Raw genomic sequence first — 25,333 nt, 5'->3', positions numbered from 1 at the left:
AAAATTGTACTTCCAATAAGCAGTCGGTTAGTTCTTGAATTAGCCATTCGGATTCACCACTTTTTTTCTTAGTTTGGTTAGCAGGTATAAAAATTATGTACTTTACTTTTTAAGTTAATTAAAAATACGAGGCAGTTAATGATTGGAAATCCAAAACTTCTGGGGGCAGCCATGAAAAAAGAGGAGGTAATTTAAGTATGAGGGAGAATGTTAATATGAGTATAAATTGAGAGGAGTCTGAAAATGTATCATAGCTTAAGCGATTTTTTTAAATCCTGGGAATTTGAGGCTGGGGCTACAAGCAGGGTTCTTAAGAATCTCACGGATGAATCATTAAAGCAGGAAGTCACTTCAAATCAATGGTCTTTAGGGCGTATAGCATGGCATACCGTCACTGCTATTAAAGTGATTAGTTCACAGGCAGGTTTAAAGTTTGCAGCTCCTAGTGAAGACTGGTCTGTTCCATCTTCAGCTAATATCATTGCTGAGAGCTATACTAATGCTTCAAATAACCTAATTGAGGCGTTGGAAACTCAATGGGCCGATGAGACCCTGTTGGAACAAATTGATTTCTTTGGCATGAAAATGACAAAGGGAAGTCTGTTGTTATTTTTAAACCAACATCAAACTCATCACCGGGGACAAATGACTATACTAATGAGACAAGCAGGACTTAGTGTTCCAGGGATTTATGGTCCCTCAAAAGAAGAATGGGCACAATTTGGAATGGCTGAACCTAGACAAACTTTATTTGATTAAACTCTAGAGCCACTATTGTAAGTAGGTTTAATCAATATAGAAAGACATAATAACCGATTTAAGATCCAGCTGCCAAACTAGGCGGCTTTTTATTTTTAACTACAGGGGCAGGTTAGCTTTAAAAGGTATAGACGATAAAATATAGAATATATTCACTGTAGAAACTATTGGTACTGAAACGCCTGAAGATAAAAGAGAACGATTAAAAAATAATCCTGCTGGTTCTTGACACGATTCATTAAATATAGAAAGGGCATTTACCATAAAGGTAAGGAAGGAATTCCTAATTGAATGGGGGATATAAAGGTGTTTGAAAAATTTAATTTTGACTTGATTTATGGGGAACGAAATAATTTAACCCCATTAGTGGTGATGATGTGTGGCGTGGCTGGTTCTGGGAAAACTACTTTCTCAAAAAGATTGGAAAAAGAAGGTTTTGTTCGTCTTTCTATTGATGAAGAAATATGGGCTGTTAATGGTCGTTATGGGATTGATTTCCCAATTGAAGAAATTGAGGAATACAAGAAAGATGCAGAAAAAAATTTACGCAATCGTTTAATAAAGTTAATACACGATAAACAACAGGTGGTAATCGACTTCAGTTTTTGGGATCGTGCAAGAAGGTACCAATATAAAAAACTTATTGAGGATTCTGGGGGTAAATGGAAACTTATTTATTTAAAAGTTCAGCCTAATGATTTACTTGAACGGCTTAAGTTACGCAACAAACGATTTGATGCAAACGCGTTCCCTATTTCAGAAGAAATTTTAACTTCTTACCTTAATGGTTTTGAAATACCAAATGGTGAAGGAGAAATGGTGATTGATAATTAGACCTATCAAATAGGAAAAAAAAATATTCAATTAACAGGGCAGATTTGCACTTTATAAATAACAGCAAAAAAGGGAATTTGTTTTTTAAACAAACCCCCTTATCAAATTAATTAGTTGTTCTGCTGCAGGAAATCCTCGGTCGAAATTACATTGGCATACATACCGTTAAGTGCGCTGACAAACGCATAATGAACCTGTTCAGCTGGCACGACCTTGTCTTGATAAGATAAGTCTCTTGTCGCACACGCATCTTCTATCAATGTAGTTTCAAAGCCTAGATCCACAGCAGCTCTTACTGTTGCATCAATACACATATGTGTCATCATACCTGTGATCACTAACTTGGTTATTCCTTTTTCTTTTAATTTGCTTTCTAATTGTGTCTTTAAAAAGCTGTTAGCGAAATTTTTAATAATAATGCTTTCGTTTTCTAATGGCAGAACAGCTTCATTTAGTTTAACTCCCTCCGTATTCGGAAGGAAGAAGCCTAACCCTGGATCACTTGCGATATGCTGCACATGGAAAATATTATCTTTGTTATTCTGTCTAAACCAATTGAGAACTTTAGCAGCATTAGCGGCTGCTTTTTCAGGATTGCTTAATTCCATCTTTCCATTAGGAAAATAGTCATTTTGAATATCGACAATGATTAAAGCTGTGCTCATTTTTTCCACCTCATTTAAAGATTCAGTATAATAAAATGATAAATAATATCTTCATTTTTATCGATACTTTGATGAAAGACTTTTATATCAAATAATTTCACGGTGAAAGGATTTTATTATGGATATTGATCAAATTGATTTTCAGATCCTCCGGTTACTAACTGAAAATTCACGTATTCAATGGAAGGACTTAGGAGAACAAATTCATATGACTGGCCAGGCAGTAGGGAATCGTATTAAAAAACTTGAGGAAAGTGGTGTAATTAAAGCCTACTCCCTTATAATCGATGAACTGAAACTAGGGCTTTCTTATACAGCGTTTGTCATTGTTCATATGAAAACAGCTAATCATGATGCGTTTATCCGTTTTATTCAAGGTCGAATAGAGGTAGTTGAAGCTCACCGAGTATCTGGAGAAGGCTGTTACCATTTAAAAATAAAAGTTAAATCCCAAGAACAATTAAATCTTTTTCTTAATAAACTTCTCGAGCATGGAAACTATAGTTTACACCTATCAATACAAGAGATAAAACAGCTTCACCCATTGATTGCTGCAATACAATAGAAATCTTAATGAAAAACACAGATTGTGATGATTTGTACTTAAGCTAACGGGTCCAAATGCTCAAGATCAGCTGCCAAACTAGGCGGCTTTTTATTTTTTTAACAAATGAAGCAGGTTAGTGGAATAAGGAATTTAATTTTACACCATAGCTGCCTTTGAGATTATATATAATGAAAATAATAGTAAAAATAGCAAATGATATCAAAAAAATCGTTTATAATTCCTCTAAAATCAGTAAGTGAGGTGAGCAATATGTATAGCGAAGTAACTCAAGATGTAATTTATTTTTTAGAACAAAGTTTATTAGATGATTGGCATTTAGATGATTATGCATCGCAAATTGGTTATTCGAAATACCATTTATCACGCATTTTCAAACAGGAAACTGGATTGACGATAAGCGAATATATTCGAAAACGAAGACTGGCCACAGCAGCAATGTATTTATTACATTCAGATGAATCGATTATTCAAATTGCGTTTAAATTACATTTTCAATCACAAGAAGCTTTTACACGTTCTTTTAAAGAGCTATATAATATGCCGCCTGGAAAATATCGCAAACAAATGCGAACTCTTCAAGGGATGGAGGAAAAAAATATGAGTGATTTTGAAGCAATCAAAGGCTGGATTTTGAGTGGTTATCACCCAGCTTTTTATGAAATGAAAACGGATGGACAAGTATTTCATACGGGTACGAAATCAGGTTTACTGACTTCAAAAACGGATGCAGGTGAAGAACATTTCGGGACAATGATGCAAAGCTTTTCAGCAAATAACTGGAAAGGAAAACGCATTAAAGTGTCTTGTTTCTTAAAGACAGAGGAAGTCGTAAAATGTGGAGTTTGGTGTCGAGTAGATAATGCTTCAAGCGATGTGATTCAGTTTGATAATATGGATAATCGTCCGATTCACGGTACAACGGACTGGAACTATTATTCGATTGTATTAGATGTTCCAAAAGAAAGTGCTTCTATTCACTTTGGTATCCTATTAACGGGAACAGGCAAGGTTTGGGTTGATGGATTTAAGTTTGAAGAAGCAGATGTATCCGTTGCATCAACAAATATGCTTACACAGGATAAATTACCATTAGAGCCGATTAATTTAGGATTTGATGAAGATTGATTATTTTTGATTTAGTTATTGATTTATTTTTTACACTCTATTCATCACTAGGCTTTGGGACAAAGGAATATAAAATTCAAACGAAAATGGAAAAACTAGGTGAAGAGTATCCTAATATGCTGCAATGCTATCAGCACAATCAACGAATTTTTGAAACTGACGATAACCTGGCAGAGTTAGTTCTAAGTCTAAATTTAAAAAGCGAAGTAGAAAAAAGAAATTTGTCTCGTTAGTTAATCAGCGTTTTAAAGATTACACTTAAACAATCAGGTGCAAGAGTATGGCATGTAACAGACGTCAGCAATCAGGCGCTTTTCTGAAATAAAGGAAGCGCCTTCCATTAAGTTGTCATTTAAAAGAGGTTGTGAGGGACTGATTAAATAACAGATCGATAAAAAAGAGTGTTAGATTGCATTTCAACAACATTCTTTCGACCATTTCAATTTTATTTCGATCTATTTTAAAAAACCATTTTTTCAACCTGGAAAGCTGGGAATACAGACTTATGGTCCGCTCTTATTCAAGAACGCCTGTTTCTTCAATTACTACATTGCATTTAACATCGAAGCTTAACATTTTGTAATCGTCTTCCCACTTTTTAAAGTCAAAGTTCCGATTCCGGTTTTTTTTCTTTTGACCGAGGCCAAAAGGATCTATTCCGAGATCCTGAAATTGCAGTAATAATCTTAAGCATTCCTTTTCAATTTTTTTCTCCAGTTTCTTTTCAACCTCTCCAACAATCTGTGGGGTTAAAATATCTCCCGTATATTCATCAATAATACCTTCAAGATTAATGGTTATGGCGGCATGATTATTAGTCACCCTTGTTTTATTCTTTGATTTAATGCTCTTTACAGCAGCATATGCTTCTTTTTTTAACTTAACATCGAAGTTTCCTTCGCTATATTTATCTACCAGCAATTTAAAAAAGAACATGTCCTTCACAGGGAGGATGGCCACTTCTTTATCCTTTTGGAAAAGACTAATTCCAGTTATCTTCACCTTATCATTCCCGGCTTTCTTTAGTCGGGGCAAGAAGGGATCCTTACCATCCTGATAGTAATCACGGGAAAAAATATGTAAATTGGTTATTGGAATATCGCGATGTTCAATATTATGCTGAATCAAATTAGAGATATACGTAGCGTTTCCCCTGGTTCCATAATCGCCGTTTAACAATTCTTCTGATTTTCCCTCTGCGGTTGCAACAAATACGCGTGCCCCCATACTTGCATCTCTCTGAAAAGAATCTATCAAGTCGAAAATTCCTTTTTTGGAAATTTCAGGTCCAAATATAGCCAGCTTTAATCCACCTGTGACTACTGGTTCTGATGTTTGTTTAGAAACATCGAGACGTACGTCCTGCCCAAGTTTTCCATTTCCAGAAAATGTTCTGTTAATTACACTTTGATCTGGCTGGAATTCCTGGAATAATACAGTTCCTCTAAACTTATCTTTCTCATCCTCTGCTAAATCGTAGCCGACACCTACTTCAATATTTATATCATCAATGATTTCTTTATCAACACAGCCCGAAAGCAGCAAGAACAGGCATATTAGTATAAGCTTTTTCATTTCTGCTTCACCTTTAATATTGGCAATACGGATTCCATTCAACATAATTAGAATCGCTATGCCAATTGCTATTGGCATGATCATAACTATGTCATGGTTACTGCCTTCAATGAAAATAAGTACAAAATTAGTATGAATCTTTGTGTGGAAGAATATTCGTAATAAGGGGATTCCTGAATAAGGGGTTTTAGTTATTAAGATGAAAGTAGACGCTTTAGGGGGCTGGCTTCTCTATAAAGGTTTAGCAGATCGGTTACAGCTTTTTGTGCGAAAGGGGCAGAAATAGTTGAACATGAAGGAAGGAAAATAAGGCTATTAACTGGAATACCCATATACATAAGCTAAGTAAGAAAGGAATAGCATGCTCAATATTTTAACTCTATTTTTAAGTTATTTGATTGGTTCATTTTCATTTGCTTTAGTTATCGGTAAACTTTTCTATAAAACCGATATTCGAGGTTACGGCAGCGGGAACCTTGGTGCAACCAATGTTTATAGGGTTCTTGGAAAGAAAGCAGGACTAATTGTTGCAATTGCTGATTTATTAAAAGGTACATTTGCTTGTTTACTTCCTCAAATCCTTAATTCTGCGGTTAATCCCATTATCTGTGGTTTATTGGCCATATTGGGCCACGTATTCCCTATTTTTGCAGGGTTTAAAGGCGGGAAAGCTGTTGCGACAGCAACCGGTGTCTTATTATTTTTGACACCCTTCGGTACTTTAACTGGCTTTGTTGTATTTCTATTAACTTTGATACTATCTAAGTATGTTTCATTAAGTTCAATGTTAGCTGGAATAGCCATATTTATTTACAGCCTTATATTTGAGGATAAAGTCATTATTGCTCTTTCATTATTTATTAGTGTATTAGTGATCATTTTGCATAGACAAAATATCAAAAGATTGATAACAGGAACTGAAAACAAACTATGGTAATGATATTCAAAAAACACAAGGTATTCGGCAAAGGCAAAAAATAATTGGATTTAGAGATTGCTGAATAGTAACTAATCAAAGGGAGCGTGGCGAATATGTCTCATGCTATCGATGTTTTGGCCGATCAATTGTCAGCAAATGCAAATGACCCTAGCTGGTACATTCCATTTTCAGAATCAGTTGCAGACTTATCAGAGGAAGATGCGTTTTGGAAACCCAATGAGGAGAGCAATAGCATCGCAGAAATTGTTCAGCATCTGCTTTATTGGAATGAAACCTGGCAAAAGAGGTATCAAAAATCTCACGTAAATGCTGTTCCACCCCTAGCTGATAATAATGAAAGCTTTATAATTCCGGAAAATGCAAAGTTTACTGACTTAAAAGAACAGCTATTAGAGGTACTCTTGCAGTGGCAGGAACTGCTCTCCCAAGAAAAACTGGAAAGTGAAATTGAGGGTTTCCCCGAAGCTGCAGAGTGGTGGGCAATACTTGGGAATCTATCCACTCATAACGCCTACCATATAGGACAAATCATTTACGTCCGGAAACTGCAAAGGAGTTGGGAAAATAAGTAAGATAATTAATGAGGTTTCGAAAGTATCAAAAGAAAAAATATTCAGCAGCTAAGCCAATCATTTTTATTCAAGATTAGGGCAGGTTAGCGAAATAGATGTAAAGTAAATTTATGAGCAATTGCCAACAAGGCAGCTTGTTTTGAGGTGTTATGGTTAACTACAGAGGAATTAGTAAACACCTAGGAACTTAAAACGAAAGCATTAAACATGCTGAGGCGTTGATTCCAATTCATTCTTCTATATACTTTTATTAAATTAAACCTGGGTCGTCATAGCAGGGGTCTTTTTTACAAGATGAACTATTGCGAAAGGTTTCAAGTGAAAATAGTGCTTGTTAAATAGATGGGGCTAGGCTTAGTCTGATAAGGAATGACAAAGGCAGTCTACTTTTCAGTATTTAAAAGTACTAAATTAAAAATCAGCTAAAGAAAACCCAGAGATTAATATAGAAACAAATGGATCAGCAATTACACAACAAAAATGAGTTGTCCTATAATTAGACAACCCATTTTTGCTGTTATTTATTCAATTCAACCGTTTCATTTACATCTGTCGATTTAGAACTTTGCCCTGTCATGCGTTTAAAGAGAAAGGCTACTTTCTTCGTAAAGTTACCGGTTTCCCAATATTCGACTGCTTCTGCTTTTATTTTTATCAGGACAACGTTTGGATCATCATAAGAAGTTTGCATAATTTCCTCATATGCTTTGCTCCACAATTCTTTTTTCTTATCTAAATCTTCAACTATTTCCGCTTTTCCACGGACGGAAACATAGGATTTACCCGCATAGGCTACATTAACATCTTGATCATGTAAAATTTCATCATATTTATTAGTCTCTTTTTTAGTGAAAAACCATAAGTCACCATCAAATTCTACTTCTTGTGTTTTCATGGGCCGAGACACAAGCCCTTCTTCAGTTACCGTTGTCAGCATGGCCGTGTCTATGTCTTTGATTAACTCTCTTAATGTTTCTATTTCTTCTTGATTTATCATATTAGACATTCCATCACCTCGTTAAAGTTATATAGAGGTATATTACCCTTCATTCCTGCTATTATTCAGGTGTAGCCTAACTATATTCAAAGTGAAACCGAAAAACCGTGTTCAGACCACTGCTTGGCAACTTTTTTTCTTTTTGAACATAGAGGCAGGGTAATCGAACAAGGAAGTCAAATAAATAGCATTACATACTTAAGGAAAGAAAGCGGATTGAAAGCGAATTGCTTAAAAGTCAGGAGGAGGTATAAATGGTTTGGGTTCATTCTTATTTTCTATCATTCTTTGGATTGCTGGAATATTTATTCTGTATATAGTCATTTCCGCAGCAGTCAGGGATGGTATTAACAAGTCTGTGGCGGGTCAATTGATCGAAACAAAGTATGGGATTAATAAGAAAAGGGATTCATTTCTTGATCGTGATTTAGATAATGACAAATAAAGAACGAACGTGGTATATAATTTCAAATAGACTATATAAAATATAAGGAGAAAAAAATGCACGCATTATTAATAGGAGCAACGGGAGCAACTGGCAAGGACTTGCTGGATATATTGCTGGAGGATGATTCTTTTCATCGGGTTGATATTTTTGCCAGGCGTGATCTTCATATCCAGCATGAAAAATTAAAGGTGCATGTGATTGACTTTGACAACTCGGAACAATGGAAGCATTTGGTGAAGGGGGATGTTTTGTTTTCTTGTTTGGGAACTACACTAAAAGCTGCGGGAAGTAAAGAAGCTCAATGGAAAATTGATTACGATTATCAATACCAGTTTGCGGAAGCTGCCAGAGAAAATAATGTGAGTCATTATGTATTAGTATCATCAGGTTCTTCCTCGCCTGATTCTCCCATTTTTTATACAAGGATGAAGGGGCAGTTAGAAGAGGCTGTAAAGGCTTTAGGATTCCCAAAGCTATCAATCTTCAAGCCGCCTGTATTGATACGAAAAAATAGTGATAGAACAATGGAAGTTGCCGGATTGAAAGCCATACAGTTTTTTAATAAATTTGGAATACTTCGTTCTCAAAAGCCTCTGCCGACAGAAATATTGGCGGAAGCCATGATCCATTCCGCTAAAACAATGGATAACGGATTTTTCACACTAGAAGGCAAAGCGATTTGGGAATGTGCAGGGCTAAATAATATCGAGTAATCAATATGTACCTCATAGAGTAAGATACTAATAACTTTGGACAAAAAGGTCAAAGTTATTTTTTTATAAAGTGAACAGGGGATTTATATGGTGTTTTAGGTGATATTTGGGAATATAGTTATGATGCGGGATGGCGGTGCAAGCCAGAATTTCTGGCTGGGATAGGAGGGATTTGATTGAAAAAAAACTACATAACTTATGCTTTTGCCGTTCTATTGATGATTGCCATTTTGGCTATCATGGACGGTTTAAATAATTCAAATGCGGCTGAGGAGCTGAGAAAAGAAAGAGATAGATTAGCTGAGAAAGCCGCAAGTTTCGAAGAAGAATATGAAAATAATGCTAAAATGCTGGATGTGGCAAGGAAGGAGACTGCTGAATTGAAGAAGGAAATCGAATCTTTAAGGTCTGCTATTGAATATAGGGAATTTTTAGCAGCGATAAAGACGATTGAATCCTACAAGGCAGCACAATCATTTAAGGAGGCGAATGCGTTTATAGCCAGAATAGATGGATTGGGATACTATGCAGGAGAAAGATCCGGCAAGTGCCATTGCGGGTTTATATTCAATGGTGAGGGGTTTGAATGGATACCCAATTCCGTTCTTGATCTTAAAGAGTTTAGAATCGAACAAGATAAAATCCGCCTCACCTATCAAACAGCAGAAGAAGTTACACAGGATTACCAATTTGTTATGGCCAAGGCGCCGGGACAATATGACAGTGAGGAAAAGTGGAGGGTTGAAGAAATTACACTGGTGGAAAAGGTTCCTCATTAAGAAAAAGTGTGACTCAGTGGATCAAACAAATAAGAAACTCGCCCCCTGGCGAGTTCACTTACGGTGTGCGTGTGCTGCTTTCCTCCAGTATTGATGTGACAATATGCCGTGAATCCCATTCCCCGCCTGAAAACTTGACGATCGGATATCTTTTCGGAAAAAGCTTTTGCTGAATCGCGTCGGCTACGTCATCCTGGATAGATAACAGATAATCCCGCTTTCGCTTGAGTGCTGCGCGTCCATCTTCTACATAGCCTGCATGGCTGCAGAATACATCTTCAAAGTCGTAAGTGAGAACGCGTTCAAGTGATCGGATAATTTCCGGTATGCTTTCTTCCGCTAAAACGACCTTGGTCTTTTCGCTGACGAATAAATCGCCAGTAAACAGCTGGCCTGTTTCCCTGTTTAAGAAGGCTTTATGATCGGAAGCGTGGCCGGGGGTGTCGATGACATCCCACTGTGCTTTACGGGATGAAAATGAGTCAGGCATGGCCTGGGCATTGAATGGCTTTCTTCTTCCCCAAAAGAGCTGCCTGTATAAAGGGTAATCTGCCCTTTTAGCACAGGAAATGATAGATTTTTCGTTTAAAAAGATAGGCAGTTTCTTTGTTTTTTCAGCATATGCCGCGCAGCCTGTATGATCTTCATGAAAATGGGTGATCATGACCTGGTCAAAATCGCCTTCATCCATAAATGGCTGGAAAAATGTATGTAAGGACTGGGCGCCAGTGTCAATTAAGATTCCATCCGTTAAATAGCTATAGACATTTAAGGAAACACCCTGAAACTTAATTTGGCCATTCAGGTAGGAAACACCGTGTTTCTCTCCCGTGGATGCCTTTTTCTTAACAAACAAAACATTCAGCTCCTTTCCTGATATCAGGGTCATGCATGAAGTATTTCGCCATAACGCTGTACATTGTTTCTGCCATTCCTTTTTGCATCATAAAGTGCGAGATCGGCGTGCTTCAATAGGGTTTTGGATGGATTATCCAGATTATCCGCTGAGACGTTTGTATGTGACAGGCCGAAGCTTGAGGTGATGGAAATTCTGTTATCATCCACAATGATCGGGCTCCCGGCAATATCCAGGCGGATCGCTTCGATCAGCAGGTGTGCATCGTGTGCAGGCGTGTCAGGCAAATAAATCATGAATTCTTCTCCGCCATATCTCCCGATGATATCCCTTTTTCGAAGGCTGTTTTTCACGAGGCCTGCAATCTGAACCAGCACGAGATCGCCAGCTTCGTGGCCATATGTATCATTGACATGTTTAAAGTGGTCAATATCAAACATAATAAGTGAAACATCCGAACCTGGAGATAGGGTGCTCAGGGAGCTTTCCATCTCACTTAAAAAATAGGCCCGATTATAAATCTGGGTTAAGCTGTCAATGCTGGCCAAACGTTTAAGGGTTTTCTGCATATTTACTTTTTCAGTTACATCAGCCAATGAGATAATTCGTCCAATGGGGTCTTTGTTCAGGGAATAGACGGGTGAAAATTGTACTTGGAAATGGACCTGCTCCCCCTCATTTTCCCATACATAATCCCCATTCTTTCCAGAACAGATAACTTTTCTAAGCGTGCTGTTTCCATGCAGAACATCATGAATATGCTTGCCGATGGCAGATTGCTTCAGATCAGGCATAACAGGCAGCATCGCCTGGTTATAATCCACGATTGCCCCGTTCTGATTGAGAACGATGACACCCTCCTTCATGCTTTCAAAAACCGTGTCCCTTGCTATTGGAGCGAGATTGAACATCTGGAATGAGAAGAGCGCTATGCCATGCAGGATGAAGGAAATACTCATGGATACAGGGCCTAAATCAATGCCGTAGGGACTCAGGTCATTCAGATAATAATGATTGGCGACAATCGGAACAGCCAGTCCGGCGGTCATCAAAAGGATTTGCATTCGGAAACGCCAGAAGGGTCTTCTTAAGCGCAGAAGCAGGATGATCATACTGAACATCAGGCACACGAACAGGAAAATGGCGTGCACGTAAAACCAGAATCCATATTCCAGATCCAACACGGGAAATGGCGTATTCTCTCTCAGCCTGACTGCTGAGTAGTAGAAATGATGGAGCTTATTGGTATGATGCATAAAGATGGTTAAAATCGGGATGATGAACAGGGAAAAATACAGGCGCTTGCCCAGCTTGTGTCCGGCATATTCCAGACACATCAATAAAGTGAAAACAGGAATGAATGGCATGAACAAATATTCAATGCCCAGCCAGAATTGAATTTCTGCTAAAGTGGAGCCCGACAGTTCGAATGCATAAGAAAAGGCAAAAATTGCGGACAGCAGTGTTAAGATCTTATAAGGTCCGGCACCCGGTGCATTCCTTAGTTTAAAATGTGCAAAGAGACAAAGCGATAAGCTGAGTGTCCCTGAAAAAGTGAGAATGAGGATGTACATCCATAATTCTTGCCCCATATAAGTTTTCTCCAATGAAAATATTTTTCTCCTATTATATAATTCCTTTTTCTATAAAACTAGCTTTATTAGATATAGGGGCTCATTGCGTTTCAGGAAAGGTCATTTCATTGCAGCAGCAGCGCCAAGTGCCAGGACAGCCGCTCTTTTCTGGAGGCTGCCTTAATATAATCTATTTTTATAGCTATCCTTGAGGTCCTTCGCCACTTGTTCGGATGTATCATTCGGCAATTTTGCATGAGCTGCCAGCATTGCAGGGGCAGAAGGAAGGGCTTCTTTCGCAAGCCATGATTCCCCGTTCCATAATCCCGATCGGATCAATGCTTTCGCACAATGGATAAAGCATTCCTCTGCCTCTACTAAAATTCCAAATAAAGGAGCTCGGCCTTTAACCTTGCTCTTCTCTAAGAGCTCAGGGTCACGGCAAATATAAGCTTTGCCATTTATTCTTAGCGTTTCTCCAAGCCCGGGTATGAGAAAAAGGAGTCCAATATTGGGATTTCCAATGATATTATGAGCGGAATCCATTCTTCGATTGCCCGGCCGTTCCGGAATAAAAAGATGCTGCTCGTCAAGAACCGTCACAAATCCGGGGGAATCCCCCCTCGGAGAAACATCACATTTTCCGTCAGAATCTGAAGTGGACAAGGTTAAAAAAGGGGATTTGGAAATAAAATCACTGCAATGCTCATCGATGAAAGTAATGACTTTGCTGGCGGCACGCGCACTGGGCTGGCCGATTTCTTCCCGAAAAGATGCAAATTCTTCCTTGGTAGTGATAATATCTGTATATTTTGACCTCATAAATTTCACCTTTTTCTATTGGAATAGGTATCTTTAATGTTTTGTCTTAGGTGATCTTTTGACAATACGGAAAACAAAGTAATAAACCCCGCTAAGCCCCAATATCCCCAGCACAGTCAGGAAAGGCACTTTTTCAGCAAATAGTATTCCAACAACAAATAGGGCAAAGCTCAAAATGATGGCTAATAGGGTTAATAAAAATCGCTGCGATTTAGTCAAACTTTCACCGCCTTCAAATCTATAAAAATCTGTGTGTGCGTTTTTTCATATTCGTTGCCTATAGGCAGCATGAAATGAAGAAAGAGCAGGAATATATCACAAAATTAAATCATGAGATTCTGGATGAATTAAAGAATAAAGAAAGGCTGTAAACTATATTTTAACATAAATATCCATATTTAAAGGAGGGAGTAAATGAATATTTCTAACAAGTTATTAGACTATGCAATTGTTTATGATGATCGAAGGCAAGTAATCTCAGGAAAGTATGAGGATAAGAGAATCATTATCGAGGAGATTAAAAACGGATTTAAGGCTGAAGTGGAAAACAGGACAGATAAGAGCGTACTGGTCGTTTATGATTGGTGTAAGACACATAGCGGGATTGAGATTATATTGTATGCCTTTGAAAGCTGACAAAGACCGCCAGACGAAACCGGATATTGAAACGGAATATCGGAACTAGAATCAATCTGGCTGAGGTATGGTCAGGCAGGGCTGCTGTCTGGTTATGCCTTTTTTTCTTTGTTCATGACTGGATCCTTTAGTGGGACAAAGAACCTGTTCACCTGTCCCGTTAAATCTCATATTCTGTTAAAATATGAAATTTTTCAACAGCATTTTTCGTTAAAAATAGGACTTTTTCACCGTTGGTCGAAGTATTAATTAGGTCTTTTGATCCTTATATGAAAAATTTGGATTTGATACCTTTATAGTGTATTAGAAAAATTCTGAATAATATAACTAGGAGGTAGGGGATGAGGTTTAAAAGATCAGCAGTGGCCTTATTAATGTTCATGCTAATGTTCTCCAGTTCGGTGTCAGGGGCCGTTTTACCCGAAAAGTCACCGAGCACCAAGGGAGAAGAAAACCGCAAGACCATCCAGGAAATAAAGAAAAGTGAATTGGACAAGCAGTACAGCAAAACAGATATAGTCAGGGTCATAGTGGAGATGAAGACAGAGCCGTCTGTCCTTTATGCCCAAAAGCAGAAAAAGAAGTATAAAGAACTTCCGGAAGCAACGAAGCAGAAGCTGAAAACTGAAAAGCTGTCTGAACAGCAGAAGGTAAAGGATCGCGCTAAAAAGAATAAAGTTAAGATGATTGAGCGTGAAAGCTTTACTACAATAGTAAATGGTTTCAGTGCTGAGATGATGTATGGAGACATTGAGCTTGTAAAAGAAATGCCGGAAGTGGCCGAAGTACAAGTGGTGAACGAGTACGAAAAGCCACAGGAAAAACCGGATATGCTTTACAGCAAAGAGCTCGTACAAGCTCAGGAAGCATGGCGTGATTACGGCTTTAAAGGTGAAGGAATGGTAGTTGGTGTCATCGATACCGGTATGGATCCTTCCCATCGCGACATGGTATTAGCAGAGGAAACGGAAAAGGAATTAACGAAGGCTGAAATCTCCAAATTTAAGAAAGACAATGGCCTTCTTGGGAAATATTATTCTGAAAAAGTGCCATATGGATACAACTATATGGATGAAAATGACACCATCGGCGATATCGGTCCGGATGCCTCTATGCATGGAATGCACGTTGCCGGTACTGTCGGAGCGAATGGCGATGAGGAGAATGGAGGCATTAAAGGGGTAGCTCCTGAAGCCCAGATCCTTGCGCTTAAAGTATTCGGAAATGATCCGAATATGCCTTCTACATACAGTGATATTTATGTAAAGGCGATTGATGATGCGATTATCCTTGGTGCAGACGTGCTGAACATGAGCCTTGGTTCTACAGCCGGGTTTGTCAGCCCTGAATCAGCTGAGCAAAAAGCAATTGCCAGAGCTGTGGAAAATGGTATTTTAATGTCTATTTCTGCAGGGAACTCTGCTCACTTTGGAAATGGTTTTGCAAATCCAAGCAGTGAAAACCCGGATATCGGTGTTTCCGGATCACCTGGTGTTTCCTATGATTCTCTTCAGGTAGCGTCCATTGAGAATACTTTCATGGATCTGGATGCAGTCAACTACCAATTCGGTGAAGAGTCTGGAAAAGCTGCATTCTTGTCAGCTGGAAATGTACACCCGAACGATGTTGAGACGAAAACATTTGAAGTGGCCTACGGCGGATTGGGCAAGCCTGAAGAGCTGTCCGGTGTTGCTGGAAAATATGCATTAATTCAGCGGGGGGAATTGGCATTTGTTGATAAAGCCATTAATGCCCAGGCAGCTGGAGCCCTTGGGGTCATAATTTACAATAATGCTGACGGATATGTCAACATGGCGAGCGATCCGTCCATTACAATCCCGCAGCTGTTCATGCTGAAGACAGACGGAGACAAGCTGGCAGCAGCGATACAGGGTGGCCAGACAGTCACGCTTTCTTTTAACGGGGAAAAGACAAAATCAGCAAACCCTGAAGCAGGCAAAATGAGCGCCTTCACTTCTTGGGGATTAACGCCTAACCTGGACTTTAAGCCTGAAATTACAGCTCCGGGCGGACAAATTTACTCAACTCTTGAGAATAACCAGTACGGAATGATGAGCGGTACATCCATGGCAGCTCCTCATGTTTCCGGGGGTGCGGCACTTGTTCTTGAGCGAGTGGATACAGAATTTGGCGTAACCGGCTTTGACCGTGTTAACGTTGCGAAGAACCTGATGATGAATACAGCGGCGCCGGTCATGGATAAAGGAACCGTAAACAGTGCATTTGAATGGAATATCCCTTATTCTCCACGCCGCCAGGGTTCCGGCATCATGCAGCTTCATTCGGCATTATCTTCTCCTGTTATCGTAACGGAGGCTTCAACGAATGAAGGGAAAGTGGCTTTAAAAGAGGTTGGCAATACGTTTGAATTCACGTTAAAAGCACAAAACTTCAGTGATGAAGATGTGGATTATGATGTGGCAGCAAATCTGCAGACTGATTTTGCAGCCTATGGAGAGATGGGCTGGGCAGCAGATGAGCTTGAAGCTCAGAAGATTTTAGATGCTTCTGTAAAAGTGGATGGCCAGGATGCAGCAGAGGTAACCGTTCCTGCGAATGGATCTGTAAGCTTTAAAGTAAGTGTGGATGTCAGCAATGCAAAAGTGGTAGATCCTTCGAAAACAGGAAACTGGGAAACACCTGTCAACATTAACGATGTATTCCCGAACGGATACTTTGTTGAAGGGTATGTCACTTTGACAGATTCTTCTGATGTGAACCCGGAATTAACGGTTCCTTATGTAGGCTTCAAGGGTGATTGGGATAAAGCTCCGATCCTTGACGGCATGAAATATGATGACAGTTCATTCTACGGAATGGCAGGAGCTGTTTCTGAAACGGCCGAGGGCTATTCTTATTTAGGATATGATCCGGTAAATGACACATTCAGCGGTGACGCGATTGCCATTTCTCCGAACGGAGACAAAGTTCAGGATCAATTGATCCCGGTTCTTTCATTCCTGAGAAATGCTAAACAGATAGAATTCGCGATTACAGATGAAGATGGAAAAACACTAAGAAAGCTTCGCACGGAAAACAGTCTTCGCAAGCATTATTACGATGGAGGACTTGGTCCGAACTATACGCTTAACCCGAATTGGGGCTGGGATGGAAAAATCAGCAATCAGCTTGCACAGGATGGACAGTACTATTTTGAGATCAAATCTGTTATCGACTATGCAGGGGCTGAATGGCAGTCCGTGAAAATCCCTGTGAAAGTGGACACGGCAGCGCCAAGTGTTCAGGCTGAACTTATCAAAGGAAACACAGCCTTAAAGCTGGAAGCTGCTGATAACCCTGAAGGTTCGGGCATTTCGTATATTGATATTTTCGTAGATGAAGAGTCTATTTTGGATGAAGCGCTAAGCGGCGATACAGAAGAATTTACACTTCCGGAAGAATTAGAAGCTGGCACAAATGTTAAGGTTGTAGCCTATGACTTTGCCGGAAACTCTTCAGAAGCAACTGTAGAAGTGGGAGAAGTGAGCAATGACAAGACAGTTCCATACGTGTACCTCGTAGAGCCTGAAGCGCTTGAAGTGTACAACACAAATGAACTGAATGTCAGCGGCACGATCAAAGAAGAGTCTGGCATGAAGGAATTCACCATTGCCGGAACTCCTATTGAGACTACTTACAATGAAGCAAAAGGGGAATATGAATTTGAAACAACGATGACGTTTGAAGATGGCGTTCACAGCCTGGAAGTGAAAGCGGTGGATACTGCGAATAATGCGATTTCCTTCAAGCGCACAATCATCGTCGATGCGACTGGCCCAACTGTCGAAATCGATGGACTTCCTTCAAGCAAGTACATTAAGCACAACAAAAAAGACCCTGTCATCAATATCACCGTGACAGATAACTTTGACCAGCTTCGCTTCTACCAGGACGGCAGCGAGCTATTCTACCAGGAATTCCAGGAACCGTATGCAATGAGGGGAATTGAAAAAGAATTCAATAACATTAAACTCTCATTGAAAGAAGGCTTAAATGTCTTTACTTTCGAAGCTGAGGACCTGGCAGGAAATAAAACGACCAAAACAGTCGAACTGTATAAGCTGAAAAAAGGCGAGCAGCCACCCCAGAATCATGAAACCCCTGATGGCCCGGCAAAGCCTGGGAAAGGGAATGGGAAGAAAGATAAATAAATAGGTTTGGAGAAACCCGGATTCCTTTCAGAGGAGCCGGGTTTTCTTTTTGGGGAGTGGTTTGCAAATAGGAAGGGGCAGCCTGCAAATAGATCGACTGTTTTTGCGAATAGGATGGGGAAACCTGCAATTAGAAACGTTGAACCTGCAAATAGAGTCCCCGATCCTGAAATAGTAGTTTTGTAAATAAGATTTTGCAGCTTGCCGGGCATTTTTAGAACTGGTCATGAAACTTTCCCTTCAGTAAAATCGTAAACTATCATAAAAGGGGGAGTAGTTTTGAAAGAAAATAGCGGCAGGTTTGATTTTTACTCGGCCATCATCATTTCTGTAATAGCCATATTATTGATGATTAGAAACATGATAACGGGTATAGAATTCTTTTCCGTGACTAATGCTCTGGCTGTTTTTGCTCTCGTTGTATCCCTCAGGCATTTATATAATTTGACAATGGCATCTCAGAAAGGGGAATCTTCATGAATTTCTTAATACTGGCTCAGGCTGGATTTAATGCTGGCGATATTTTATTTCAGCTGATGGCTTTTGTCTTTTTACTGACGATTCCGGCGATTCTCGTTATTTTATTTTTCATTTTCAAGAGAAGAAACGACAGACTGAAGCGTATGGAGGAAAAAATCGATCATCTCCTTTTGAAAATGGAAGAGAAGAATGGGTAGAAGGTAATTAAATGAAAAATGGCTTTCCGAATGTTCGTGTGCAGAAAGAAATCTGTACACTTTTTTAGTTGAAAGCAGCCCGATCATCAATCTTTTTATATCAGCTTTTTGTTAAGAAAAATGTAATAACTACATAATGATTTGGTTAGAACCTTTGGTTACACTTATTATTCCTAGACTATGATGTAAAGAATAAAGAGTGCCTGGCTGGGAGCGATAGTCAATTTTTATAAAAATTGGGGTGACAGAGTGTCCATAAAAAGACGTTTGCTTTTATCGAATATAGGGATGGTTCTGCTTCCTGTTGTCTTATTTTTAGTACTGGAAATGTTTATTGGATATCTATTGTTTTATCCTGTGAAAGGCGAGGTGGATCAGGAGGATCTCATTTTTTTTCGGTCAATACGGATTTATTTGTTAGTTGGGGTGCTGGTCTTAACAAACGGGCTATTAACATACCTTGTTTCAAAAAGCATTATTAAGCCGCTCCTCAGGCTGAAAGAAGCTGCTAACGATATCAGCAGAGGAAATTTGGATACAAAAATAGAGGTTTCCGGGAAAAAGGATGAGCTGAACGAATTGGCGATGGCATTTGATATCATGCGCGGGAGATTGAAGGAAGCCGCTGACATACAAATGCAATATGAAAAAAATCAGAAGGAATTGATTGCGAGCATCTCCCATGATTTAAAAACGCCGTTAACGAGCATTAAAGGCTATATCAGAGGAATATCAGATGGTGTGGCCAATACACCAGAGAAAATGGATCGATATATCCGCACGATTGAAAAAACATCGGATGAAATGGAATCCTTAATCTCTGAGCTTTTATTATATTCTAAGCTTGACTTGCCAAATGTGCCTTATGATATGAGGGAGATGGATTTAGTGTCCTATTTTGATCATTATCTGGAGGAGCTGCGTTTTAATCTTGCGGGACAAAATGTCAGTCTAAGCCTTGAGTGTCAGCCGAATCAATCCTATCGGGTGCATGCGGACAGGGGGAAATTGAATCGCGTCGTTGCCAATATTGTTCAAAACAGCTTGAAATACATGAATGAGGAAAAGAAAGAATTAATGTTCAGGCTGTCGTCAAAAGCGGAGGAAGTCATAGTTGAAATTCGGGATAATGGAGCAGGTGTTTCAAAGGACGAGCTGCCCTATTTATTTGACCGTTTTTACCGTACAGATGTATCCCGAAACTCTGCTACAGGAGGCACCGGGCTGGGGCTTTCGATCGTGAAAAAGATCATTGAAGGCCATGGGGGGACCATTTGGGCAAGAGGAGGCACCGGACATGGACTGAGTATATGGTTCACGTTAAAAAAGGGGGGTAACGATTGGAAAGAATCTTAATTATAGAAGACGAGCTTAATATTGCCGAGCTGGAACGGGATTACCTCGAATTGAATCATTATGAAGCCGACATTGCTGCAACAGGACAGGAAGGGCTGGAGCGATTAAAGCAGAGCTCCTACCGGCTGGTTCTATTGGATCTGATGCTTCCGGATATGGACGGGTATGAAATCTGCAGGCAAATCAGGGAGATTTCAGAGATCCCGATTATTATGGTAACGGCCAAGAATGAGGAAATTGATATGATTCGGGGATTGGGCCGCGGAGCGGACGATTATATCGCAAAACCCTTTAATCCCAATCAATTAATTGCCAGGGTGAAGGCCCACATAGCAAGGTTTGACCGGCTGGTTTCCCGCGGACAAAACAAAGAAGAAGACATGAGGATCAGGGGTTTGCATATTCAGCCGGTGACCCGGAAAGTTTTTGTGAACAGCCAGGAAAAAGTGCTTACGGCCAAAGAGTTTGACCTGCTGCTGTTTATGGCTTCATCACCGAACCAGGTTTTCAGCAAAGAGCATCTGCTGGAGCAGGTGTGGGGATTTGATTTCTATGGGGATGTGACAACCGTTACAGTTCATATCAGAAGACTGAGGGAGAAAATTGAAAAAGACCCGTCCGATCCTGATTATATTGAAACCGTTTGGGGTGTGGGCTATCGATTTAAGCGGTAAGAGCGTATAGATTTCTATGCGTTCTTTTTATATTCCCGGATTTAATATTTTTGTAAGAAATTGATAAGAGTGATGTTAGAACCCCCGCTTAGAATAGGTTTTGTAAAGGAAATCTGGTCGCCATGAAGCTTCTTGAAGCCGAAAATTCGAGGAGAAGGCCGAAAATGGTCGCCATGGAGGCTTCATGAAGCCGAAAAATCGATGAGAAGGCCGAAAACGGTCGCCATGAGTGCATCATGAAGCCCAAAAATCGAGAGTAGGGCTGAAAAGGGTCGCCATGAAGGCTTCATGAAGCCGAAAAATCGAGGAGAAGGCCGAAAACGGTCGCCATGAAGGCTTCATGAAGCCGAAAAATCGAGGAGAAGGCCGAAAACGGTCGCCATGAGTGCATCATAAAGCGCAAAAATCGAGAGTAGGGCAGAAAATGTCGCCATGAAGGCTTCATGAAGCCGAAAAATCGAGGAGAAGGCCGAAACGGTCGCCATGAGTGCATCATGAAGCCCAAAAATCAAGAGTAGGGCTGAAAATGGTCGCCATGAGTGTTTCATAAAGTTCAACATTCAAGAAAAGAGCGGGGAGGGAACAAAGTGAAGAAGAAATTTCCAAAAAGAACATTGGCTGAAAATAGTTATATAGGACTGGGCATGGTTTATCTGGGGTGCCTGCTGATTCAATTTTTCCTGGCGGGCATGTCGATTTTTGATGATCCATCCAAGTGGGCCGCCCATAAACTTTTTGTGCATATGTTTGGCTATGCCATTCCAGTGCTTATGATCATAACTGCGCTGGCAGGAGGGTTTTTCACGCTGATCTATAAGGAGATCATGGTCATTTTCCTGCTGCTGTTTGCCATGTATTTCACGGCAAACATGGGCTGGAGAGTCGGCTGGCTGGGTGCTTTTCACCCGATTGCGGGGGTTCTGCTGCTGGGGGCAGGCGCGGCAGCGGTTTGGAAGGTCTTGAAGGGGCATCGGGAGGCAGGCCACTCAAAAGAAAAGAACAAAGGGATGCTGATTTGGGCATTGGCAGGTGCAGCCGGCGGATTAACGGCGGGCGTCATTTTGTCCAATTTAATCGGGATTTTTGGCTTGATTTTATTCGATAAACCAATGGGCATTAAATTTCTGCCGTTCTATCTGGCTGCATGCTCCGCAGTGCTTCTGCCGGTTTGGCAGTTAAAAAAGAGACGCAAAATGGAGGAGGAAAAGGAATGAAACAAAAACTGACATTTTTCTTTATGGCTGCGTATTTATGGATCACGTTCATTATGCTGGGTGCCTTTATATTGGAGGTGTTCATGGTTTATCCGAATATCTTTCATAACATCCCGAAATCGTTTGAAGTATCGATGGATTTTATGGAGGCCGCAAGTCCCCATACCTTTTTCCCGCCGCTCGGTTTTGCAAGCTGGGTCACTGGAGCCGGGGCGCTACTCCTGGTTTGGAAAATGAAAGCTGCCCGTAACTGGGTTCTGGGAAGTATCCTTGTCATGATTCTGCTAGGTGTCATATCCATGGTGTTTGAATGGCCGAGAAACGAAATTATGTTTATTGAGGGGCAGACTGTCCATTCAGTTCAATTTCTGAAACAGACAGCGCGTGAATTTCTGATGATCAATTGGATAAGGGTTGCATGCAACACGTTCGGGGCAATCATGGTGTTTGTCGGGTTTTTGAAATTTTATCAGTGCAGATTGCGTTATAGTGAGTAGGCAAATGAAAAGGGACAGGCGGGGCCTGTCCCTTTTCATTTAGATGGAGACACTAAAGAGTGTCCCCCCATAGATTATTTCCCTGCCCCTGGACCAACCCGTCGTGCAGCAGTATCTTTTTTGGCGGGATCTGTTTCAGATGTACTTGTAAATGTAAGGTTTGTCGGAACAGGCTTGGTTTTTGGAATTTTCACGTAAACGGGAACTTCCACGGTTTCGCCGGCTTGCACTTCAATGACATTATGCTCGAGCATGAGCTCCCATCCAGCTTCTGTCTTTGCATCCAGGCGGATAAGATCCACTGCATTGCCCGTATTGGTTACCTTGAAATAATAGGCTGCAACCCTGCCAGGAGCGGCAAATTGGACTTTGCTGTTCTCTGCAGCAACTCCCCTCATAGACGAGCCGGAGTCATCCATATGTCGTACAGCGATTCGATAGGAGAGTGCCCCTTGATTATCGAGCTTTTTATCTAAAATGTAAAAGTGAAGCCGGTTATGCTCGTCCTTATATTCGCTGACAACACCATCTGCAGTACCTGCCTTAAAGAGGGAATCGGAAAGCTGCCTGTAATCCCCTTTGGAATACATGGCTTCTGTTCCGTCAGGACGTTTAAAGTCAACCTGGTTAATATCTTCCGCATGCGAGTCAATGACCCAAATGTTCGGTGCTGATTCAGAATTTTTTGTCTTTGCAAGAAGAACGCCGGAATCTGGAGTGAAAGAGTCGAATCCTACTCGGTCAACAACTTCAACAGTATAGTTGTTATACCATTTTTCCCCGCGCTGCATATCAGCACGCCAGTCGTCCTCAAGCGAGTTTTTCGGAGTCAGATCCTCCATGCTGATGTTAATGCCGTGAAGGGCACTACGGCCAAATTCTTCACCAGCGGGTACGGCACGTGCAAGGATATCCGCAAACACAGGTCCGGATTCAGCCAATTCTTCCCGGCTGATGTTCAGGTATTGGTCTTCCGATAAGAAGCCTTGCTTGATCTTGTTCCGGAGCATATGATGGGACGGCGCTGACCCGCCTAGAGTAGGGAGTACCATCCAGCGCGTATGCGGCCCTGCAGGCCCATTAAAGCTTCCGCGGCTCATTAATTCCCAAGGTCCGGAATAGGAGCGGGATACAGGCTTTCCATATGGATTGTTGTAGTTATCCCCTAAATTCATAATATGGCCAAATTCATGAGCGAAGGTGCCCATTCCATCATTTTCGCCTTGGATCGAAACCCCGCGGCTGGCACTTGACCAGATGCTTTTCGCAGCAAGCCATGAAGTCCAGGGAACATAGCGTGTATTGGCGGAATTAGGGAACCCTTCAAAAGGCGGGCCGAATTCCTTTGCTACATCCTCTGCGGTTTGGAACATCATTTCCCCAAACTCCTGCCAGACACCTGACTCATCATATCCGGCATGCAGGATGAAGGTAAAATCATAATTCTTTCCTGAAGCTGCAATATCAGCTTTCGCCTTCTCCATAGCTTCAGTTCTTAAATTTTTTGCTTCGTACTCTCCTGGCATATTGCCTTGCTGTCCAAACTCGTTAAGTCCGTATTGGAATTCATTGTGATCCATCCGATAAGTTCCAAATGAATCCAGTTCTACAGCCCATTTGCCATACGAATTTTCTCTCCAATATTCATTTATGGTCCGGTAATTATTCAATGGCTGCGGTTTGTTCAGGAAATCCACCCAGAACTGGCCGATTTCATCCCGTGGGATATTGCCGGTGCCAATGGGGTTGCCTGCTACTTCAGAACCTTCAGGCTGACTTAAAATAAACTCCCTGTCAGGAAAATCGACAATAACAAGTGCTCCCCTTAATACTCTTTCAGGTTCAATATCAGCCGTGCGCCAGTCAATTCCCGGAACTGGCCGGTAATCTTCCCAGGTCATATTTTCAGGAAGTTCCCATGACTGCGCATCTGCAGGATCCGGGAAGTCTTCGAGACCTGGCTTTTCTGCATATGCTGCAGAAGAGACTGTCAGTAAAAGAAATGTAACTAGCATGATAAAAGACCTTTTCAATTGCCTCAACTTAATTCGCCTCCCTTAATTCTAGCATTCTGGTAAATTATACAATTTTATTTCGTTTTTAAAAATATAAAATATTTAAAATATTCAAAATGATAGAGAAGTCCTAAAATTGGTGCTTGTCACCTCCCGAAATTTGTCGAAAAGGTCCTGCTGGAAGCAGGGGTATTCTTTAGTTAATAGAGTTGCTAACCTAAAAAAATAGCGGGGAAGAATTTGAGAAATTTTACATAGAAAGAAGGTCTGGTGAGAATTTGGTTGAAAAAATATATATATCATTGATAAAAGCTGGAGGCACAAATGAAAATAACTATCTTTTGCACGATGCCAGATGCTGGCATATTAAATGGAATCTTAGAACTTCATAAAAACATATTCGGTGATTCTGATGATTTGGTGAGCAAAATGAAAAGCAAACCCCAATTACTGGTGCTGACGGCTATGGATGGAGAAAAGGTGATCGGGTATAAAATGGGGTATGCCATTGATGAGGATACGTTTTATAGCTGGCTTGGCGGGGTGGCCCCTAATTACAGGAAAAGTGGGATTGCTTCCATGCTGATGGAAAAGCAGCACGGATACCTAAAAGAAAAGGGCTATAAAGTGGTCAGGACGAAGACGATGAACAAATGGCGAAGCATGCTGATTTTAAATATTAAGCATGGATTTGATGTGATTGAAACTTATACGGATGTAAAAGGATTGCATAAGATAGTGCTGGAGAAACGATTACATACTTGAGGCTGCCGAAAATGGGCAGCCTTTATTTGTTTGTTCACGAAATCTTCATAATTAATTAAAAATATTTATAAACCCTGCCTTTTTTAATGGTTAATTTCGA

27 protein-coding genes are annotated in these 25,333 nt (G+C 40.5%); 19 read left to right on the top strand and 8 right to left on the bottom strand.

Features of this window, described 5'->3' with window-relative positions; genetic code table 11:
• Positions 1–243: 243 nt before the first annotated feature.
• Both MKY20_RS28095 and MKY20_RS28090 read left to right on the top strand, forming a co-directional pair.
• Positions 244–759, top strand: coding sequence for a DinB family protein (locus tag MKY20_RS28095; RefSeq protein ID WP_341004451.1), 516 nt, complete (start codon positions 244–246; stop codon positions 757–759).
• 306 nt (positions 760–1,065) lie between these two features.
• The gene (locus tag MKY20_RS28090; RefSeq protein WP_341004450.1) at positions 1,066–1,593 is read left to right on the top strand and encodes an AAA family ATPase; all 528 of its coding nucleotides are present in this window, start codon (positions 1,066–1,068) and stop codon (positions 1,591–1,593) included.
• A gap of 110 nt (positions 1,594–1,703) precedes the next feature.
• Here MKY20_RS28090 and MKY20_RS28085 read toward each other — a convergent pair whose 3' ends face one another.
• Positions 1,704–2,258 carry a cysteine hydrolase family protein gene (locus tag MKY20_RS28085; RefSeq protein ID WP_243503492.1) on the bottom strand — a complete coding sequence of 185 codons (555 nt, stop codon included), beginning with the start codon at positions 2,256–2,258 and terminating at the stop codon, positions 1,704–1,706.
• A gap of 118 nt (positions 2,259–2,376) precedes the next feature.
• On the opposite strand from MKY20_RS28085, the gene MKY20_RS28080 reads away from it, so the two are divergent.
• The 3 genes from MKY20_RS28080 (at position 2,377) to MKY20_RS28070 (ending at position 4,184) form a co-directional block, all read left to right on the top strand.
• On the top strand, positions 2,377–2,823 hold the full coding sequence (locus MKY20_RS28080; protein WP_217027610.1) for an Lrp/AsnC family transcriptional regulator: 447 nt from the start codon (positions 2,377–2,379) through the stop codon (positions 2,821–2,823).
• 252 nt (positions 2,824–3,075) lie between these two features.
• Positions 3,076–3,951: a helix-turn-helix transcriptional regulator gene (locus MKY20_RS28075; protein WP_341004449.1), complete on the top strand. Its 876-nt coding sequence runs from the start codon at positions 3,076–3,078 to the stop codon at positions 3,949–3,951.
• Positions 3,948–4,184: a hypothetical protein gene (locus MKY20_RS28070; protein ID WP_226280680.1), complete on the top strand. Its 237-nt coding sequence runs from the start codon at positions 3,948–3,950 to the stop codon at positions 4,182–4,184. The genes MKY20_RS28075 and MKY20_RS28070 overlap by 4 nt, the downstream gene beginning before the upstream one ends.
• A gap of 283 nt (positions 4,185–4,467) precedes the next feature.
• Here the strand turns inward: MKY20_RS28070 and MKY20_RS28065 are convergent, their stop codons facing one another.
• Entirely contained in the window at positions 4,468–5,610 is a 1,143-nt protein-coding gene (locus MKY20_RS28065) for a Ger(x)C family spore germination protein (RefSeq protein ID WP_341004448.1), read from the bottom strand.
• Positions 5,611–5,887: 277 nt separating this feature from the next.
• On the opposite strand from MKY20_RS28065, the gene plsY reads away from it, so the two are divergent.
• Positions 5,888–6,463, top strand: a complete 576-nt coding sequence (plsY, locus tag MKY20_RS28060) for a glycerol-3-phosphate 1-O-acyltransferase PlsY (protein ID WP_019379444.1) — start codon at positions 5,888–5,890, stop codon at positions 6,461–6,463.
• 95 nt (positions 6,464–6,558) lie between these two features.
• Positions 6,559–7,038 carry a DinB family protein gene (locus MKY20_RS28055; RefSeq protein ID WP_019379443.1) on the top strand — a complete coding sequence of 160 codons (480 nt, stop codon included), beginning with the start codon at positions 6,559–6,561 and terminating at the stop codon, positions 7,036–7,038.
• Positions 7,039–7,555: 517 nt separating this feature from the next.
• Here MKY20_RS28055 and MKY20_RS28050 read toward each other — a convergent pair.
• Positions 7,556–8,044 carry a pyridoxamine 5'-phosphate oxidase family protein gene (locus MKY20_RS28050; RefSeq protein WP_019379442.1) on the bottom strand — a complete coding sequence of 163 codons (489 nt, stop codon included), beginning with the start codon at positions 8,042–8,044 and terminating at the stop codon, positions 7,556–7,558.
• 250 nt (positions 8,045–8,294) lie between these two features.
• On the opposite strand from MKY20_RS28050, the gene MKY20_RS28045 reads away from it, so the two are divergent.
• From MKY20_RS28045 to MKY20_RS28035, 3 genes are all read left to right on the top strand, one after another.
• The gene (locus MKY20_RS28045) at positions 8,295–8,480 is read left to right on the top strand and encodes a hypothetical protein (RefSeq protein WP_019379441.1); all 186 of its coding nucleotides are present in this window, start codon (positions 8,295–8,297) and stop codon (positions 8,478–8,480) included.
• A 56-nt stretch (positions 8,481–8,536) separates the two neighbouring features.
• The gene (locus tag MKY20_RS28040) at positions 8,537–9,196 is read left to right on the top strand and encodes an NAD(P)H-binding protein (RefSeq protein WP_019379440.1); all 660 of its coding nucleotides are present in this window, start codon (positions 8,537–8,539) and stop codon (positions 9,194–9,196) included.
• Positions 9,197–9,372: 176 nt separating this feature from the next.
• Positions 9,373–9,975, top strand: coding sequence for a hypothetical protein (locus tag MKY20_RS28035; protein WP_019379439.1), 603 nt, complete (start codon positions 9,373–9,375; stop codon positions 9,973–9,975).
• Positions 9,976–10,033: 58 nt separating this feature from the next.
• Here the strand turns inward: MKY20_RS28035 and MKY20_RS28030 are convergent, their stop codons facing one another.
• The 4 genes from MKY20_RS28030 to MKY20_RS28015 form a co-directional block, all read right to left on the bottom strand.
• Complete coding sequence (locus tag MKY20_RS28030; protein WP_445293112.1) at positions 10,034–10,864, bottom strand: MBL fold metallo-hydrolase; 831 nt, start codon at positions 10,862–10,864, stop codon at positions 10,034–10,036.
• On the bottom strand, positions 10,861–12,423 hold the full coding sequence (locus MKY20_RS28025; protein WP_019379437.1) for a histidine kinase N-terminal 7TM domain-containing diguanylate cyclase: 1,563 nt from the start codon (positions 12,421–12,423) through the stop codon (positions 10,861–10,863). The genes MKY20_RS28030 and MKY20_RS28025 overlap by 4 nt, the downstream gene beginning before the upstream one ends.
• 162 nt (positions 12,424–12,585) lie before the next feature.
• The gene (locus tag MKY20_RS28020; protein WP_420480831.1) at positions 12,586–13,236 is read right to left on the bottom strand and encodes a pyridoxamine 5'-phosphate oxidase family protein; all 651 of its coding nucleotides are present in this window, start codon (positions 13,234–13,236) and stop codon (positions 12,586–12,588) included.
• 24 nt (positions 13,237–13,260) lie between these two features.
• Positions 13,261–13,446 (bottom strand): hypothetical protein, encoded by a 186-nt coding sequence (locus MKY20_RS28015; protein ID WP_019379435.1) that lies wholly within the window; start codon positions 13,444–13,446, stop codon positions 13,261–13,263.
• Positions 13,447–13,641: 195 nt separating this feature from the next.
• Between MKY20_RS28015 and MKY20_RS28010 the strand changes: the two genes are divergently transcribed.
• The 8 genes from MKY20_RS28010 to MKY20_RS27975 all read left to right on the top strand — a co-directional run bounded on the left by MKY20_RS28010 (position 13,642) and on the right by MKY20_RS27975 (position 22,453).
• The gene (locus MKY20_RS28010) at positions 13,642–13,863 is read left to right on the top strand and encodes a hypothetical protein (protein WP_019379434.1); all 222 of its coding nucleotides are present in this window, start codon (positions 13,642–13,644) and stop codon (positions 13,861–13,863) included.
• A 341-nt stretch (positions 13,864–14,204) separates the two neighbouring features.
• Entirely contained in the window at positions 14,205–18,035 is a 3,831-nt protein-coding gene (locus MKY20_RS28005; protein WP_019379433.1) for a S8 family serine peptidase, read from the top strand.
• 279 nt (positions 18,036–18,314) lie between these two features.
• Positions 18,315–18,515, top strand: coding sequence for a hypothetical protein (locus MKY20_RS28000; RefSeq protein WP_019379431.1), 201 nt, complete (start codon positions 18,315–18,317; stop codon positions 18,513–18,515).
• The gene (locus tag MKY20_RS27995; RefSeq protein WP_019379430.1) at positions 18,512–18,712 is read left to right on the top strand and encodes a hypothetical protein; all 201 of its coding nucleotides are present in this window, start codon (positions 18,512–18,514) and stop codon (positions 18,710–18,712) included. Before MKY20_RS28000 ends, MKY20_RS27995 begins: the two co-directional genes overlap by 4 nt.
• 249 nt (positions 18,713–18,961) lie before the next feature.
• On the top strand, positions 18,962–20,068 hold the full coding sequence (locus MKY20_RS27990) for a sensor histidine kinase (RefSeq protein WP_019379429.1): 1,107 nt from the start codon (positions 18,962–18,964) through the stop codon (positions 20,066–20,068).
• Positions 20,053–20,742, top strand: coding sequence for a response regulator transcription factor (locus MKY20_RS27985; RefSeq protein WP_009335192.1), 690 nt, complete (start codon positions 20,053–20,055; stop codon positions 20,740–20,742). The genes MKY20_RS27990 and MKY20_RS27985 overlap by 16 nt, the downstream gene beginning before the upstream one ends.
• 587 nt (positions 20,743–21,329) lie before the next feature.
• A complete protein-coding gene (locus MKY20_RS27980; protein WP_251174058.1) occupies positions 21,330–21,956 on the top strand; it encodes a DUF5957 family protein in 627 nt (208 codons plus the stop codon).
• Complete coding sequence (locus MKY20_RS27975) at positions 21,953–22,453, top strand: hypothetical protein (RefSeq protein ID WP_192908210.1); 501 nt, start codon at positions 21,953–21,955, stop codon at positions 22,451–22,453. Before MKY20_RS27980 ends, MKY20_RS27975 begins: the two co-directional genes overlap by 4 nt.
• Before the next feature lie 74 nt (positions 22,454–22,527).
• Here MKY20_RS27975 and MKY20_RS27970 read toward each other — a convergent pair whose 3' ends face one another.
• Positions 22,528–24,495 (bottom strand): M6 family metalloprotease domain-containing protein, encoded by a 1,968-nt coding sequence (locus MKY20_RS27970; RefSeq protein WP_251174057.1) that lies wholly within the window; start codon positions 24,493–24,495, stop codon positions 22,528–22,530.
• Positions 24,496–24,792: 297 nt separating this feature from the next.
• On the opposite strand from MKY20_RS27970, the gene MKY20_RS27965 reads away from it, so the two are divergent.
• Positions 24,793–25,233, top strand: a complete 441-nt coding sequence (locus tag MKY20_RS27965) for a GNAT family N-acetyltransferase (protein WP_019379425.1) — start codon at positions 24,793–24,795, stop codon at positions 25,231–25,233.
• The last annotated feature ends 100 nt before the right edge of the window (positions 25,234–25,333 follow it).

The organism is Cytobacillus sp. FSL W8-0315, assembly GCF_038002905.1.
Classification (GTDB): Bacteria; Bacillota; Bacilli; order Bacillales; family Cytobacillaceae; genus Cytobacillus; species Cytobacillus pseudoceanisediminis.
The sequence above is the reverse complement of the archived record's forward strand: the minus strand, read 5'-3'. Positions and strand labels throughout refer to the sequence as shown.

What these genes read in the sequence shown, in the direction of transcription:
- MKY20_RS28095 (WP_341004451.1), top strand. Translation starts at nt 244, where the DNA reads ATGTATCATAGCTTAAGCGATTTTTTTAAATCCTGGGAATTTGAGGCT.
- MKY20_RS28085 (WP_243503492.1), bottom strand. Translation starts at nt 2,258, where the DNA reads ATGAGCACAGCTTTAATCATTGTCGATATTCAAAATGACTATTTTCCT.
- MKY20_RS28080 (WP_217027610.1), top strand. Translation starts at nt 2,377, where the DNA reads ATGGATATTGATCAAATTGATTTTCAGATCCTCCGGTTACTAACTGAA.
- MKY20_RS28075 (WP_341004449.1), top strand. Translation starts at nt 3,076, where the DNA reads ATGTATAGCGAAGTAACTCAAGATGTAATTTATTTTTTAGAACAAAGT.
- MKY20_RS28065 (WP_341004448.1), bottom strand. Translation starts at nt 5,610, where the DNA reads ATGATCATGCCAATAGCAATTGGCATAGCGATTCTAATTATGTTGAAT.
- plsY (WP_019379444.1), top strand. Translation starts at nt 5,888, where the DNA reads ATGCTCAATATTTTAACTCTATTTTTAAGTTATTTGATTGGTTCATTT.
- MKY20_RS28055 (WP_019379443.1), top strand. Translation starts at nt 6,559, where the DNA reads ATGTCTCATGCTATCGATGTTTTGGCCGATCAATTGTCAGCAAATGCA.
- MKY20_RS28050 (WP_019379442.1), bottom strand. Translation starts at nt 8,044, where the DNA reads ATGTCTAATATGATAAATCAAGAAGAAATAGAAACATTAAGAGAGTTA.
- MKY20_RS28040 (WP_019379440.1), top strand. Translation starts at nt 8,537, where the DNA reads ATGCACGCATTATTAATAGGAGCAACGGGAGCAACTGGCAAGGACTTG.
- MKY20_RS28030 (WP_445293112.1), bottom strand. Translation starts at nt 10,864, where the DNA reads ATGACCCTGATATCAGGAAAGGAGCTGAATGTTTTGTTTGTTAAGAAA.
- MKY20_RS28025 (WP_019379437.1), bottom strand. Translation starts at nt 12,423, where the DNA reads ATGGGGCAAGAATTATGGATGTACATCCTCATTCTCACTTTTTCAGGG.
- MKY20_RS28010 (WP_019379434.1), top strand. Translation starts at nt 13,642, where the DNA reads ATGAATATTTCTAACAAGTTATTAGACTATGCAATTGTTTATGATGAT.
- MKY20_RS28005 (WP_019379433.1), top strand. Translation starts at nt 14,205, where the DNA reads ATGAGGTTTAAAAGATCAGCAGTGGCCTTATTAATGTTCATGCTAATG.
- MKY20_RS27995 (WP_019379430.1), top strand. Translation starts at nt 18,512, where the DNA reads ATGAATTTCTTAATACTGGCTCAGGCTGGATTTAATGCTGGCGATATT.
- MKY20_RS27975 (WP_192908210.1), top strand. Translation starts at nt 21,953, where the DNA reads ATGAAACAAAAACTGACATTTTTCTTTATGGCTGCGTATTTATGGATC.
- MKY20_RS27965 (WP_019379425.1), top strand. Translation starts at nt 24,793, where the DNA reads ATGAAAATAACTATCTTTTGCACGATGCCAGATGCTGGCATATTAAAT.